The following is a 13,595-nucleotide window of genomic DNA, read 5'->3' on the forward strand; positions in this document are numbered from 1 at the left end:
TTGATAATCATGTACTGAAAGCTCATTAAAGCTATTTATTTGTATTATTTAATTGTATTGAAAATAAGTATACAAAGTAAAATTAGCCTTTAAATTCATTTCCCATTATGGTAGCTTGTTAAGATGGATTTAAGTTTTACAGGAATAGGAGCATATCTATGGGAAGAATACATAAACAGTGCGCAAAAATAGGGCTAATTATTTTTACGATCTTATTAGCTTTTCAAACCAATGCAGTCAGCGTATTGGCAGACATGCACATCAATAGTCACAGTACATTGAATAATGGCTTGAAAATTGATGCAGAGGGAAATATTTCTTCAGTCAATGATTTAACGGATCCGAGTAAAACAAAGCTAGATATTACGGCTCCGGCAAATATGTCTGATCAAGAATTCTATGACATGATGCTAAAAAGCCCGATTTGTTGGACACCTAATTCATCAGTGCAAGTTCTTACAGGTACAATAACGAATCCGCTTCCCCAGAAGAAAACGGGTTATAAGCCTAAAGGAACCACTTTTGATTTATCTAAAGGGACACCTAGTTTTCGATTAACGAATGTTTCAACAACCTATTCTGGTAAAACCGTCGATTTGATTATTACGGTGAATAATGTTCATAATCCCAAAACACTATCGTCGAAGACGGCTCAGCAATCCGCAACTATCAATAATTCGATTAATCCGGCGACCCACAAAGCAGCCACTACACTTAGCTCGAAGGCTGAAAAAAGTACAAGTTCGGCTAAGAACAACATGACATCAAGTAGTGATGCAACTAGTACAGCTGATAGTGTGCTCACAGATAAAGAAGTAACAACTAGTAATAAGACTAAGGTTAATTCAGAATCAGAGAGCTCAAAAGTGGCAGAACAAAAGTCACAGACGCAAACCAAAACAACGATTGCGACAAAAGAAGCGGAACAAAATTCGGACGAACCGCAAATTACGTTTAGTCCAGATAAAGACCAGTCGATAAAATCTAATATTAAAAATATCGAAGGGGCTTCGATTAGTTATCAATTTGTTGATCATGCCACAGGAAAGCCTTTAAACATCATGGTTTTCCCCGCCATTAATGATATCGATGCGTACCAGGTGTATGAAATCTCGAATGGGAAAGCCATTGGTTACGATACAAATATGTTAACGCCGACTAATAATGGTGGATTCCAAGCGAATGGGACAGCCGTAAATGGCGTACAAGACTTCCCAAATGGTGGCGCACTATTCCAATATTATGGCGACCAGATTCAAACGACTTTCTTGGATCCAAAGGGTGGCAGTAATACAGACTGGTCAGCAAGTGGAATCTTTGGGGTGTATGGCTCACTACGTAATGGGACGATTTCACGGCCCAATCAGTCGAAAGCAGTCCGAAAGATTGCGTTTGCGAAGGACGGACACCTTTTAAAAAATAAAGCACAGCAAACCGTTAACTTTAAAGGGACTGATACTTTTAAAATTACCGGAAATGATGTTAAAAAGACTTCTTCAGCTAAACCAGACGGCACCGATAATTGGAATTCAATCAGTGTCCCCCAAATAGCAGGCTACGTTCCGGATACCCGAAAGGTACAACAAAAGAAAGTTGATAGTGATACGCCTGATGAAAGCAAAGTCATTACTTACTATCCAAAAGCTGAGTTAAAGGTTTCTGATACCAATGAAAGCAAAACATCAAAAAATACCCTAACAAAAATAAATGAACCTTTTATTTATACCACGACTCAGAAAGTGCCAGCACTTGAACAAGATGCGGATCCGTTGCATAAATATCAAATGCAAGTCAAAACGGATCAACCCATTGATATCAAAAACGTCTCCGTGAAAAATGAGCTTGGCAAAGACGTCACGAATCAATTTAATGTGGTGAATAAAAATCAAAATGGGGCCCTCTTAGTGGCCAAAAACTTAGCGGATCCAAGCTTTTATGGACAAAGCTATGCGGTGCAGTTAACCGCTAATTTGAAGAACGCCAAGGACAAGGATGTTGTTAAGGCTTACAATGAAGTGACCTTAAATGATACGCAATACGAAACAGCACAGGTAACGACCCTTGTTAAGGCAGAGCAACGGGCCATGCCACCAGCAAAGCAGGAGCCTAAAAAGCCTAACCACAGAGCCAGCTCTGTGAAAAAACAAGCTAAGGTCGCTAAGAAACAGTCTGTCAAAAAGCATCAGGCTAAGCAAAAAGCACCTCAAAAGCAGCATAAGCAAACCACGCTAAGTCATTTGACTAAGGCTAAGAAACGACAGTCTAAAACCATTCCGCAGGCAACACGGAAATCGGTGCATCATAGAAAAACCGTCTCCCAAGCGGTCGGGCGTAAAAAGCCAGCGAATCATACTGTTAAGCATGTTTTAAAGCAACAACATAAGAAACGTGCAGCTAAAGCAACGTACAAAAAATATCCTAAGCCCAAACTTAAAAGCAATGTCTTTCAACAAAATACAGGGATTTCTAGAAAGGACCAGAAAGCATTATTTGGGGCTTTAAGCAAAATTGAAAAGTATGGAAAAAAGCATGGCTGGTCAGCTGCTAGAATACAGAGAGCCCAGCTAACGTTAATGACACCAGATTATCTAGATGATAAAAAACAAATCTTAGTAAGTGGCCCTACGGAGAAAGATCGCAAAATAAATAAGAAAATCCTTGGAAATGCCACCATTCGCCACGTATACACTATTGTTGGTAAACGTGATAACGGGCAAGGTACTGATAAAAATCTTAAAAAAAAGCAAAGGCCTGATTTACAGCACCAAATGATTATTTGGAAGTCCTATCAACATGGCAGACCAGTTATGCGTGCTCTAGGTTCGACAAAACTTCGAATGCCATGGAACTATCCTGGTCCCATAGGTGGTATCTTATTTAGTAAAGATTTATATGATGCGCTTAAACATAATAAGAAGAATATGTTGGCGATTAACTCATTAGTTGGAGATGCTTATCAACGATTTGGGCCTGGAGACTTTGAATCTGATGCAGATGTTCTGAAGATGGTGCATAAGAAGTACGGTAATAGGCCAGTGCAAGATATGTTAATCGATCTTTATGGCCAAAAAAGAATTACGAATAAGGACCGGCATAAGTTTCTTAATAAGCATGTTTCAAGAAAATGGTTGGAAAAACAAAAAAATAAAACTGGAACGATTATAATTGCCGCAATCACAGCTCTGGGATTCATAAAAGGTAAAGATTTTCTACTCAAGGAATATAGAAAACAAGTTAAAAAGAATAAGGCTTGGTATTATCCTAGCGGATCTAAAAAGCCAAAACAGCCTCCAAAGCCAAAGAAGAAAAAGACATTTAAGCAACGCGTTCGTGAAGCTCAAAACAGGTTTGACAAGGCTAAAAAGTCGGTTAAACAGAGGTATCGAAAGACCGTTCGGGGCATGAATCAGGCGGGCCACAAGTTTAAACGTGGTGTTGATCAGACCGCTCGTAAATTCGTACGTAGTGCTAAGCAAAATTTTGATAAAGCTAAAAAGTCCGTTAAGCACACGTATCGAAAGACTGTTCGGGGCATGAATCAGGCGGGCTACAAGTTTAAACGTGGTGTTGATCAGACCGCTCGTAAATTCGTACGTAGCGCTAAGCAAACTTACCGCAGTGCTAAACGTCGAGTTAAGCACACGTATCAAAAAGCTAAAAAAGCCGTTAAAAACACTTATCGCAGAGCAAAACGTCGAGTTAAGCATACGTATCAAAAAGCTAAAAAGGCAGTCAAAAGCACTTACCGCAGGGTTAAACGTCGTGTTAAGCACACGTATCGTAAAGCTAAAAAGGCGGTTAAGAAGACTTACCGTAGGGTTAAACGTCGAGTTAAGCACACGTATCGTAAAGCTAAAAAGGTGGTTAAGAAAACTTACCGTAGGGTTAAACGCCGAATTAAGCATACGTATAGAAGAGCTAAGAAGGCAGTTAAGAAGACATATCGCAGATTTAAGCGTGGCCTCAAGCATAACTACCGTAAAATGAAGAAACGTATTCGACGGACTGTAAAACGGTATAGCAAGAAATGGCATAAGTTTAAAAAGAGACTTAAACGAAAGAGAAAGGCTAAAAAGCGCCGCAGGAAGAAGCGAAAGGGAAAGAGTTTCATGTCGAGATTCCGTTCTTGGTTGAAAAATCGCAAACGTAATCGCCGTCGTAAGAAACACTTAAAGAAAGCTCGCCGCCGTCGTAAGAAGCGCCATAAGAAGCGCAATCGTCGTCGCCGTCGTAAGCATCGAACTAGCCGTAAGCGTCGTAAGAAACGTCGTCGTCGTGGTCGTAAGCGTAGAAGGAAGCACCGTCGTCGTGGTCGGAAGCGTAGAAGGAAGCACCGTCGTCGTGGCCGGAAGCGCAGAAGAAAGCGCCGTCGTCGTGGCCGGAAGCGCAGAAGAAAGCGCCGTCGTCGTGGTCGTAAGCGCAGAAGAAAGCGCCGTCGTCGTGGCCAGAAGCGCAGAAGAAAGCGCCGCCGTCGTGGCCGGAAGCGCAGAAGAAAGCGTCGTCGTCGTGGCCGGAAGCGTAGAAGAAAGCGCCGTCGCCGTGGTCGGAAGCGTAGAAGGAAGCGTCGTCGTCGTGGCCGGAAGCGTAGAAGGAAGCGCCGTCGCCGTGGTCGGAAGCGTAGAAGGAAGCGTCGCCGTGGACGGAAGCGCAGGAGAAGGTAATGCAAAAAAAATCATCAAAAATCGGAAAAATTATTTGTTGGATTTTGGGTTTGTTATTTCTATTAATCTTTGGGACCATCTTTGCATTTTTGAATTTTAGAACATATGGTTTGTATTATGCAGAACAATATTATGGTAAAGATAGTTATTTTCAACTTTTGAGAGAAGATTATAAAACGAATACAAATCCAAAAGAAAAAAGACAATACAAAGACGTTTTTTACTTATCTAATGAGGATCGCGATAAGTCAATTGCTTTGGGTAATGGAAGAGGTTATTCTAGAATCTATATACTCTCTGGGGAATCTACAGCAGAGAAAGTTTTGGCCATGCAAAGTAACCCACACTTTACGAGGTTTTACAGCTTGCATGAAAATAATCGATTACATTATGATTCTTATACAGATGAAGATACCGGTGAAGATTATGATAAAAAGCCCCAAAATTTTGCAAATCTGTATAAAAAGGACCAAAAAGATTTCAAAAAATATATGAGACAATATTTTGATATTCAATTAGAGTCGATTGATAAGCCAATTATTAATCTTCAATGGATTTACAATATTGTGCAGATGAAATAAAGGAAAAGCACTAGATTTTTAACAAGCGTTATCAATCTAGTGTTTTTTTTATGTTTAAAAGACCATTTGACTTGGATACAATAGAAGGAGTTATTTGGAAGAGATAATATATTAGTTTTCCAGTTAAAATAAGGCATCAAAATTCTTTCCAGGTTTAAAATGAGTTTGAGAAGAAGGAGGAGATAATGAAAAAAGCATCAAAAAAGAAAAAAATTATTTGGTGGATTTTCGGGTCATTATTCCTATTAATCTTTGGAACCATCTTTGTATTTTTGAATTTTAGAACATATGGTTTGTACTATGCCGAACAATACTATGGTAAAGATCATTATTATCAACTCTTAAGAGAAGATTTTAAAAACAATTCAAATATAAGGGAGAAAACAGAGTATAAAAATGTTTTTGCACTTTACCCTGAAAAGCCAAATAAAATGATTACTTTTGGGAATGCTGGGGGTCGTGCTAAAATGTCGATAGAAACGAATACGGACCCAACAATTCCATCGGTTACAGGACCTAGGCTTGTCTATATTCAACATAGTAAAAATTTAGAAATGAATTATTTATTAGATGATGATAATAAATTAAAATTTGATTTTTACAATGAAAATGATAATGCTATCAAACCGCATAATTTTAAAAGTATTTATAAAGAGGACACAAAAATTTTTAAGAAATATGTGACACAATATTTTGATATTCAATTAGAGTTGATTGGTAAGCCAATCATTAATCTTCAATGGCTCTATAATATCGTGCAGATGAAATAAAGAAAAAGCACTAGATTGATAACATCTTGTTAAAAATCTAGTGCTTTTTTATGTTTAAAAGATCGTTTGCTTTGAATATAATATCTTGCCTGGCGTGCCGGATACTGGAGTGGATCTTAATCAGTTTCGCATTTTATTATCAGGTTTAAATTGGTTTGAATTAATTTTTTCAAATTAAGATTTTAGCTACATTCGTGTATGCACTTAGTCAGAATATCATGTAAAATAAAGGTATCAACTAAGAAATATATGAGGGAGTAGGAAGCTTATGACATACAATAGACAAGACTTAATTAAAGATGTTGCAGAAAAGACGGGATTAACTAAAAAGGACTCTAATGCAGTTATTGATGCAATGTTTGCCTCAATTCAAAATAACCTAGCCAAGGGTGAAAAGGTACAGCTAATTGGGTTTGGTTCATTTGAAACACGTGATCGTGCTGCACGTACAGGACGAAATCCTCGAACAGGTGAAGAGTTTATGATTGAAGCAACAACTATTCCGGCCTTCAAGCCTGGTAAAGAACTAAAGGACGCAGTAAAGTAACTAATGGAGAATACGGTGAGTAATCTAATTTAGTTAGTTTCTGATTTTAAGACTAAAAATAAATAGTTGGACAGTTAATTACAAGTAGTTGGTTATTTATCAATTACTTGTTTTTTATTTACTTGTTTTTTATTTTTAAAGATAAAAAAGCGGAATTGGGGGTATTTCTTGACTAAATCTGACCTTTCCCATTATGATAGTTGTATTAAATTTAAGGAGTAGTACTATCGTAATTCAGAAAAAACAACGAAAAAATGCGCTAAGTTTTGATGAACGTCTAGTGATTGAAGACTTATGGTTACGTCAATATTCGATTAGTCGTATCGCAAGATACTTAGAACGTTCTAGGTATGAGATTGAACAAGAATTGAAACGGGGTAATGTCATTTACTTTCAAGGGTTAAGTGAGCATGAACTTAAATTGATGACCCTGCATAAGCGCATTAAATATATGCACAACAATTTATTGTTCAAACAGATATGGTCCATGAAGAACGGCATCACTTAACCCCAAAGGTTAAACATTTTGTTGAAATGAAGTTAGCACAAGGGCTTTCTCCTGAAAAAATTAAACAGTTGTATGCTGATGAAATACCAGTATCAGCACGTATGCTTCGGTATTACATTGATCAAGGGTTAATTCAAAAACGGTTACATAAAGCAGACGCCATAGTAAATAAAAATAATGGTGTGGTTGAGATAAAACCAGTACATAGAATAAATCCCGAAATGATAACCTTTGGTCATTGGTTAGTATATGTCAAACATGAAACACCTGTTTATCAACGTGTTGCGACATTAGTGCTAGTTGAAGAACGAACAACTAACGTTGTTTTAGTTCGGATTGAAGATACAACGGTACAGGATATTTATACAGGTTTAGTGATATTTCTTAGTCATTATGCAGATGCGGTTAAATCGTTAGATTTACTTGACGATTGGTATTTAGATCGTGAAAAAAGGCAGTTATTAGTTAAGGATTATGACTTAATTGTCTATCAAGCCCAGCAGTTAGCCGGCCAGTATTTAAATCGATTGAAAGCGGTGGAAGAGCTGTTGCCCGATTACGTTGATATGATCAAGTTGACGCAACACGAGATGGATGTTTTAGCTTCTATTTTAAATGAATGCCCAATTAATGATAATATAAATAGTGGGACTGTTGCGGATGTATTTGAAAAGGAATTATGGGCAAATGGGAAAACACTTAACTTTTGAAGATCGGGTATTACTTGAACATTATTGGAATGTTGAACAAAAATCAATGACGGAAATTGCTGATTTAATGGGAAGAAGTCAGTCATCGATTTCACGTGAGTTATATAAGGGTTCAGAAACCGACTTGTCGACCATACCGAAACGTGTGTTGAATAAGAATTTACATGGTTTGTTGAAGTATTCGGCACGTCAGGCACAATATTATAAGCAAAAAGCGAATGGCAATCGTCGTGGATCACGTAATTTAACTTACGCTTGGCAAAAAAAGATTGAATTGTATTTGAATCAGCGCGGTTATTCACCCGAAGACTTTGTATATGAGTTTCCGGGTTGTCCCATGAGTGTGGCGACGATTAGAAATTATATTGCAAAAGGCTATATTAATGTGTCGAAAACTGCTTATGGTCGGCGTTCTACGAAACATAAAAAGACTCCTGAACGAGCGACTAAAGCAGAGGTACAAGCTAGTATGGAGAATTTAAATGCGAAAATAGAGCGGGGGAATCGTAACACGACCTCTTCTATTCAAGTGAAGCGTTTAACGATTGAAGACCGCCCTGCTTCGGTTGAAAATCGCCGGCAGTTTGGGCATTGGGAAATGGATTTAGTTGTCGCTCGTGATGGTACCTATTCAGCTGTGATTGTGTTTGTTGAGCGTAAAACACGTTATATGGTCGCTGTACGGCTCGGTCAAAGCCGTAAGGCTGATGCGATGATCGCAGGTTTAGACTACTTTATGAATTTACATGGTCAATTTGTCCGTTCAATTACCTTAGATAATGGGATTGAATTTATTTCATGGGACTTTTTAGCACATATTCAGCAAGATTTTGGCGTTAAAATGTATTTTGCGCACCCTAATTCACCGCAAGAACGTGGTACTAATGAGCGTCGTAACCGTGATTTACGCCATATTGTTGGTTATGGTGACTATGAGAGCAAAACTCAGTTAGATTGGGATAAAGCCTGTGAAATCGCTAATCGTAAACCGATGCGGATAGCTTTAGATGGTGAAACCCCTAGAAAGATGTATCATCAGGAATGTTTAGCTCGGTTGCGTCAAATCAAGCGTGCTAAATCGAGTCCAGCTAGTTAATCTGCTTAATCCCGAATATGATATTAAAAATAAAAAGCGTACCGTTTAAATTAGCTTCAGAACGGTACGTTTTTTATTTGTTTTTCTTCAAATTAAGTTAGTAAGGTGCTATAATAGATTTACTTAAAGATATGCCAATGTTCGTTGCAATACGAACAATACCCTTGTTGGAGTTTGTGCCCAATGATGCATGAAAACATACGTTTTCAGTTCAAGCTAAAAAAAGAGGGGAACGTTGGTATATTACAGTTTAGTAACATTTTCGTCAATTCATGATTTTCGGGTTGACATGTGCCTAACTTATTCTAGTTTACATAATATATATTATCATTAGTTGTTATTTAGTGTGGTTATTTTGAATTACTTATGTAAAACCAGTATTTAAACAATTACACAACAAAACACTGCTACTAATTAGTTTGACTGTTTGATCATGATTTTGTCTTTCATGTCGTAGACGGTTTTCAAGGACTTTTGGTTTGCATTGACGTAGTTCAATATTGTATCTAATTTTTCATGCTGGCTTAGTGTTTTGCCACCTGAGTGAACAATAAAGCTGTGATATGTTACTGAATCATTATTTACGACGAAATAATTTGGTTCTAGTTTCTTATCATTATTTTGAACTGCTTTATTTTCCCAAACATAATTTTTGCCGTTGTGCATTTGTTCGATTTGCCAACCATTTTGACTTGTAGATGGCTCTTTCCAACGTTGAATATCAACTTTGTTAAACCCATAATTTAAGATTGCGGCATAAAGTAATTTTTTGTCGTGTGTAATGCTAACTTTGCTGATTGGCTTAGTATTTTGGACGATTTTTTTAACGCTATAATGCTTTGAACGCCATAATTTATAACGTTTATCGCGGTTGAAATCGCTTTTGTTAACGAGTGTTACCTCATGTGTACGCAAGTTAACTTGGTAATCATTATAGTATGGCTGATATTTGATCTTATTTATATCAAACGTTGGCGTATAGACAGGTTTTCCCAATAGTGGCTTTGCTTCGGTTACCTCAATTGGTGTATTTTTGGAATCAATACCTGGCTCTTTGGTGTGAATGTAGTATTCGTTTTTATGCTTACCAGCATAAATGTCCATATCGATGTTATCTTTGGAAATTGGCTTTAAATAGCGACTGATCGGACTATTTTTATAATCAGATGTTTGCTCTTTAAAAAAGACATTTTGTACTTTCTGAACTGTCTCATTACGTTTTTTGTCAAGGAAGATTAAGGCTATACAAAAAATAATAATCACAAGAAATACTGTAGCCACTGTTGTTATGAGCGTTTTCTTTTTCATAATTTCAATAATCTCCCTGATGATTTAATAGACCCTATGTTGATTGTACGCTCTTATGTGAAATGATGCGAATAACGTGGAATTTATGGATTAACTGATTTATTCGCATATTAAAGACCAAATAAAAAGATGCATGGTGCTCTTAAGCGACTATGCATCTTTTTTATTATTAGTGCTGGTTAGCAAAGACTGTTATGAACCAAATATTTTGATCCCTTTATGACGATTAGTCTGCCAAATAATCATAAACCTTATGTGGTGCTGGTAAGGTCAAATCAGTAACGATATGCTGTGATTTTACAATTTCACGCACTGGCAAATCAGCGACGGGCGCCATAACATGCTCAAACAATTGTAGCTTTGCGGGTGAGTTCTAGGCCCCTTTGACTTCAACATCCGTGATTTGTGACTCGGTTAATTCAAAAATACGTGGTGATCCATCGTAGTTGCGCATAATATTTAAGCGGAAGCTAGGCTTAGTAATCTCTGCTTTACCCTCTTCCAAATCCATTGGATAGTAATTATAGGCCATGGTAGCAGTGGCGACTGGTAACCCGCTGTATTCCAGTTTACCAACTAGGACGTCGTTGTCTAAATAGATTGATGTATCAGCTAGCTTTTTTGGAAAGGCAGCTACTTCACGTCCCGAAGCGATGGCAGCACCATTGTTTACATACATTGAAAGGTAAAATTCGCCCTCTTTACCATTAAATGTCACCGGAATGACTTGGCCAATTTCTGAATAATCTCCTAATCCGTCTGAATCAGGCATGTTGATAAATTCAAATTTTACCAAGTCATCAATGGGTTCAAGTGGTTCAGGTAAAATTTTAACTAAGGCATCATGATCAGTGCGGTAAGTGATATTCATAAAGTCGCGATTATGAAATCGTACCTTAGCATCCGAGAAGGCCGGAGAATCAAGCGGCGTGGTTATTTTGTTCATTAAATCTGACTGATTCATTATATATAGCACCTTTCACCTTTATATTAGAAAACACAAAATGTTAAATGAAAATTTTATTAACATAATCAAGTATAGCACTGTTTTTAAATTCGGATTAAAAGTTAGTGTAGAGCAACGAATATGATTATACTCAGATACACAAAAATGCTCTCCCTTTCGCAATAAGGACGCGATTGGAAGAGCATTGATGGGCTTAGTCTATATTTTTAATTGATTTTTGTAGATTGATATCGTAATTTCGCGCTGACTTAAACGCCAAGTTGATTGGTACGCAGAGCAAAATGGCAATACCTGCGATAATAAATACGGTCGTTAAGCCAATTGAATCACCTAATGGGCCGATGACGATTAACCCAATCGGACCAGGCAAACTCAAAACTGACAAGGTTGCCCCCATCACCTTTCCGAGATCTTTCGCTTCATAACTTTGCTGAATCATCGAATTTAGGATAGTTTCAAAGAATGGCACACTAATTCCAGATAACGCCGCTAGAATGTTGAACCAAATAAAGCCGGTGAAATTAGCTGGTAATAGCCCTGAGAGCAAGAAGGTTGCCCCTAAGATGACATAAGATAGCACAAATGGAATCATTCGGTTTTTCCATTTTCCAAACAGACTAATGATAAGCCCGCCTGAAAGCATACCAACTGAATACAAAACTTCAACAATTCCTGCATCAGCAACAGTTAGTTTAAAGAAGTTTGTGGTCATAAGTGGATAAAGCGTTGCAGTTGGCATAACAAAGAGTGTTCCAACTGCACCAATTAGTAAAGTAATCCATAGTCCTGTTTTGCTCCGAAGCAACTGAAAACCAGTGCGCATATCAATGAAGGCTTGCTTAACAGATTGCTTTTCGCCGGTTGTTTGATTTGATGGAATATTGACATAGCGCAGTATTAAGATCCCAAAGAAAGCACCTAGAATATCAAGTAAGAGTAGATATTCGATGGAAATGATACCAAATAGGAATGCACCTAACGCTGGTGCTAAAATCATATTAACCGATTGAATCACTGAAAAGCGACCATTTACTCGGGTTAGCTTATCCTCAGGTGTAATCGTTGGAATGATTGACTGCAAAGTCGGCATTTGGAAGGTTTGCGCAACTGCTCGGATGAACAATACTGCAAAAATGAGATAAGTCGCTTGCGCGCTCGTTTGATGGAGATATAATGACAATCCCCCTGCTACTAACGCGGCCACGACATCAGGTGCGATTAAGAGCACTTTTTTATTGTAGCGATCAACGATTGTACCGGCGAACGGACTAAGAACAATCATAGGTAACATCCCAATTAATGTCGCAATACTCAATGTGGTCGCTGAATGGGTTTGTTCAGTTAAGTACCACATAATGGCATACTGAACGGTCATACTGGTGATACCAGTCAAAAACTGACTGATTAGCAGTAAATTAACATTTCGCTCTACCTTTTTTGGCTTGGTAGAGTCTGCATGATTTTGCATGTTGAAGCCTCCTTTAATATAAAAGCTTGCATGCTAAAAATACTTATTTAAATGACTATTAATCTTACATATACCTATCAGGTCATATGTCTGTTTTGATTAATAAAATTTTATTAGACGGCACGCCCAGGGGCGTACAAGTAATTTAAGCATAGAAGTGACAGTGTTCCCTATTGTTTGAAAATTACCAGTCCGCGCATCAAGTCCTCCTTTAGTTTTATTGGCAAGGTTTAAAAGTATAGTGAATGTAATTGGATTTGTCAACAATGATGCTGTAGCCTATTAGTTTTCTGTCTAAGATTTGTTATCAAGTCGCTGTGTTTTATGCTATCATATGGCTTAATCAAGACCCAAGGAGGATTTAAGAGATGTTTGTATTTGATGAATTTACAGCCGAACAACATTATGTACAGCTCGTATTACCAGAGCGCACGCAAGCACCTGCAATTTTTGAAGTGTTACAGCGGAATCAGACTGAATTTGCAAAATGGTTACCTTGGGTCTTAGAAACTAAATCAGCTGAAGATGAAGCCAAGTTTTTGATGGAGGCCCGTGTACGTTTCGCAAAATATGAGGCATTAACATTGATTATCTTGGTCGATGATCAACCGGTTGGGTCAGTCGATTTGCATAACATCGATACAGATTTCCATACAGCTGAGGTTGGTTACTGGTTGGATGCTCATTACCAAGGCCAAGGTATTATGACCCGAGCAGTACAACATTTAACAGAAGCTGCCTTTGTTGATTTAAATTTGCATAAACTTAGTATTCAAGCTGATGCTAAAAATCTGAACAGCATTGCTGTGGCTGAACGAGCTGGCTACACCTATGAAGCGACTTTAAAAGAACAAATTATCAATCAAGGTGAATACCGAGATGAAGTGATTTATTCTAAAATTAATGAAGTCTAACCATCCCCATTTATAACAGCATATGAAAAAGCGAGTAACTCACACGGGAGTCGCTCGCTTTTTAT

The 13,595-nt window shown here is 37.7% G+C and carries 10 protein-coding genes and 1 pseudogene; 8 read left to right on the forward strand and 3 right to left on the reverse strand.

Features of this window, described 5'->3' with window-relative positions; translation table 11 throughout:
- Nucleotides 1–158 precede the first annotated feature (158 nt).
- The 7 genes from JOC36_RS04655 to JOC36_RS04685 all read left to right on the forward strand — a co-directional run bounded on the left by JOC36_RS04655 (nucleotide 159) and on the right by JOC36_RS04685 (nucleotide 8,873).
- On the forward strand, nucleotides 159–4,661 hold the full coding sequence (locus JOC36_RS04655) for a mucin-binding protein (RefSeq protein ID WP_205145349.1): 4,503 nt from the start codon (nucleotides 159–161) through the stop codon (nucleotides 4,659–4,661).
- Nucleotides 4,661–5,242 (forward strand): hypothetical protein, encoded by a 582-nt coding sequence (locus JOC36_RS04660; RefSeq protein WP_205145350.1) that lies wholly within the window; start codon nucleotides 4,661–4,663, stop codon nucleotides 5,240–5,242. The genes JOC36_RS04655 and JOC36_RS04660 overlap by 1 nt, the downstream gene beginning before the upstream one ends.
- Before the next feature lie 185 nt (nucleotides 5,243–5,427).
- Nucleotides 5,428–6,012 (forward strand): hypothetical protein, encoded by a 585-nt coding sequence (locus tag JOC36_RS04665; protein ID WP_205145351.1) that lies wholly within the window; start codon nucleotides 5,428–5,430, stop codon nucleotides 6,010–6,012.
- A gap of 268 nt (nucleotides 6,013–6,280) precedes the next feature.
- A complete protein-coding gene (locus JOC36_RS04670; protein ID WP_205145352.1) occupies nucleotides 6,281–6,559 on the forward strand; it encodes an HU family DNA-binding protein in 279 nt (92 codons plus the stop codon).
- A 193-nt stretch (nucleotides 6,560–6,752) separates the two neighbouring features.
- Nucleotides 6,753–7,067 (forward strand): helix-turn-helix domain-containing protein, encoded by a 315-nt coding sequence (locus JOC36_RS08875; protein ID WP_205145353.1) that lies wholly within the window; start codon nucleotides 6,753–6,755, stop codon nucleotides 7,065–7,067.
- Nucleotides 7,040–7,777 carry a MerR family transcriptional regulator gene (locus JOC36_RS04680; protein WP_205145354.1) on the forward strand — a complete coding sequence of 246 codons (738 nt, stop codon included), beginning with the start codon at nucleotides 7,040–7,042 and terminating at the stop codon, nucleotides 7,775–7,777. The genes JOC36_RS08875 and JOC36_RS04680 overlap by 28 nt, the downstream gene beginning before the upstream one ends.
- Nucleotides 7,755–8,873, forward strand: a complete 1,119-nt coding sequence (locus JOC36_RS04685; protein WP_205145355.1) for an IS30 family transposase — start codon at nucleotides 7,755–7,757, stop codon at nucleotides 8,871–8,873. Before JOC36_RS04680 ends, JOC36_RS04685 begins: the two co-directional genes overlap by 23 nt.
- Before the next feature lie 414 nt (nucleotides 8,874–9,287).
- On the opposite strand, the gene JOC36_RS04690 is transcribed toward JOC36_RS04685, so the two are convergent.
- The 3 genes and pseudogenes from JOC36_RS04690 to JOC36_RS04705 form a co-directional block, all read right to left on the reverse strand.
- The gene (locus JOC36_RS04690; protein WP_205145356.1) at nucleotides 9,288–10,181 is read right to left on the reverse strand and encodes a hypothetical protein; all 894 of its coding nucleotides are present in this window, start codon (nucleotides 10,179–10,181) and stop codon (nucleotides 9,288–9,290) included.
- A gap of 226 nt (nucleotides 10,182–10,407) precedes the next feature.
- Nucleotides 10,408–11,145: pseudogene (locus tag JOC36_RS04700) on the reverse strand (acetoacetate decarboxylase).
- A gap of 196 nt (nucleotides 11,146–11,341) precedes the next feature.
- Nucleotides 11,342–12,616: an MFS transporter gene (locus JOC36_RS04705; RefSeq protein ID WP_205145359.1), complete on the reverse strand. Its 1,275-nt coding sequence runs from the start codon at nucleotides 12,614–12,616 to the stop codon at nucleotides 11,342–11,344.
- 368 nt (nucleotides 12,617–12,984) lie between these two features.
- Between JOC36_RS04705 and JOC36_RS04710 the strand changes: the two genes are divergently transcribed.
- The gene (locus JOC36_RS04710) at nucleotides 12,985–13,530 is read left to right on the forward strand and encodes a GNAT family N-acetyltransferase (protein WP_205145360.1); all 546 of its coding nucleotides are present in this window, start codon (nucleotides 12,985–12,987) and stop codon (nucleotides 13,528–13,530) included.
- The last annotated feature ends 65 nt before the right edge of the window (nucleotides 13,531–13,595 follow it).

It is taken from the genome of Weissella uvarum (assembly GCF_016908785.1).
In the GTDB taxonomy this organism is placed as follows: domain Bacteria; phylum Bacillota; class Bacilli; order Lactobacillales; family Lactobacillaceae; genus Weissella; species Weissella uvarum.

What these genes read in the sequence shown, in the direction of transcription:
- JOC36_RS04655 (WP_205145349.1), top strand. Translation starts at nt 159, where the DNA reads ATGGGAAGAATACATAAACAGTGCGCAAAAATAGGGCTAATTATTTTT.
- JOC36_RS04670 (WP_205145352.1), top strand. Translation starts at nt 6,281, where the DNA reads ATGACATACAATAGACAAGACTTAATTAAAGATGTTGCAGAAAAGACG.
- JOC36_RS04660 (WP_205145350.1), top strand. Translation starts at nt 4,661, where the DNA reads ATGCAAAAAAAATCATCAAAAATCGGAAAAATTATTTGTTGGATTTTG.
- JOC36_RS04665 (WP_205145351.1), top strand. Translation starts at nt 5,428, where the DNA reads ATGAAAAAAGCATCAAAAAAGAAAAAAATTATTTGGTGGATTTTCGGG.
- JOC36_RS04690 (WP_205145356.1), bottom strand. Translation starts at nt 10,181, where the DNA reads ATGAAAAAGAAAACGCTCATAACAACAGTGGCTACAGTATTTCTTGTG.
- JOC36_RS04705 (WP_205145359.1), bottom strand. Translation starts at nt 12,616, where the DNA reads ATGCAAAATCATGCAGACTCTACCAAGCCAAAAAAGGTAGAGCGAAAT.
- JOC36_RS08875 (WP_205145353.1), top strand. Translation starts at nt 6,753, where the DNA reads ATGATAGTTGTATTAAATTTAAGGAGTAGTACTATCGTAATTCAGAAA.
- JOC36_RS04710 (WP_205145360.1), top strand. Translation starts at nt 12,985, where the DNA reads ATGTTTGTATTTGATGAATTTACAGCCGAACAACATTATGTACAGCTC.
- JOC36_RS04680 (WP_205145354.1), top strand. Translation starts at nt 7,040, where the DNA reads ATGGTCCATGAAGAACGGCATCACTTAACCCCAAAGGTTAAACATTTT.
- JOC36_RS04685 (WP_205145355.1), top strand. Translation starts at nt 7,755, where the DNA reads ATGGGAAAACACTTAACTTTTGAAGATCGGGTATTACTTGAACATTAT.